Origin of the sequence: Gordonia sp. 852002-51296_SCH5728562-b, from assembly GCF_001665475.1 — a bacterium.
GTDB classification, from domain to species: Bacteria; Actinomycetota; Actinomycetes; order Mycobacteriales; family Mycobacteriaceae; genus Gordonia; species Gordonia sputi.
In genome coordinates this window covers 1-543 of record NZ_LZMI01000052.1, presented here as the reverse complement: position 1 = coordinate 543, position 543 = coordinate 1, and the positions used below count along the sequence as shown (strand labels likewise).

At 63.7% G+C, this 543-nt stretch carries 1 protein-coding gene; it reads right to left on the bottom strand.

The annotated features are described in order from the left end of the window. Positions 1–530, bottom strand: a 530-nt coding sequence (locus tag A5766_RS25525) for a DDE-type integrase/transposase/recombinase (protein WP_197501390.1), incomplete at its 3' end; no start/stop codon positions are given. Between the last annotated feature and the right edge of the window lie 13 nt (positions 531–543).

Here is a 543-nt window from a genome sequence, read left to right as displayed (position 1 = left end):
TCGCGCAGGGCTTCTGAGATGAACTCAGGGCCGTTGTCCATGCGCAGCACCATGGGCGGGCCACCCCAGATCGCGAAAGTCTTCTCCAACTCCTCGATCAGCCGTTCGGCGGTGATCGAGCGGTCCACGATGTTCAGCAGCGATAGCCGGGTGTGCTCGTCCACCATCGACGCGATCTTTATCGTCTTACCGTCGACAGAGGAATCGAACTGAAAGTCCAACGCCCACACCACTTTCGGTGCGTCCGCGACCACGACCGGCACCGACGATTGGCCGACCCGTTTGCGGCGCGGAGCACGCCGCACTTGCAGGCCCTCCTCCTTCCACAACCGATGCACTTTCTTCTTGTTGATCTCGATGCCGTCGTCGAAGCGCAGGTGCGCCCACGCGCGCCGGAACCCGTGCCGGGGGTTCTTGCGGGCATACGTGCGTAGCTGCTCGCGCAGTGCGGCGTCCGGATCGGCCGGGGTGTGCGCTTGCGGCAGCCGTCGATAGGCGGAACGGGAAAGCCCAACTACCCTGCACGCCATACGTTCTGACATG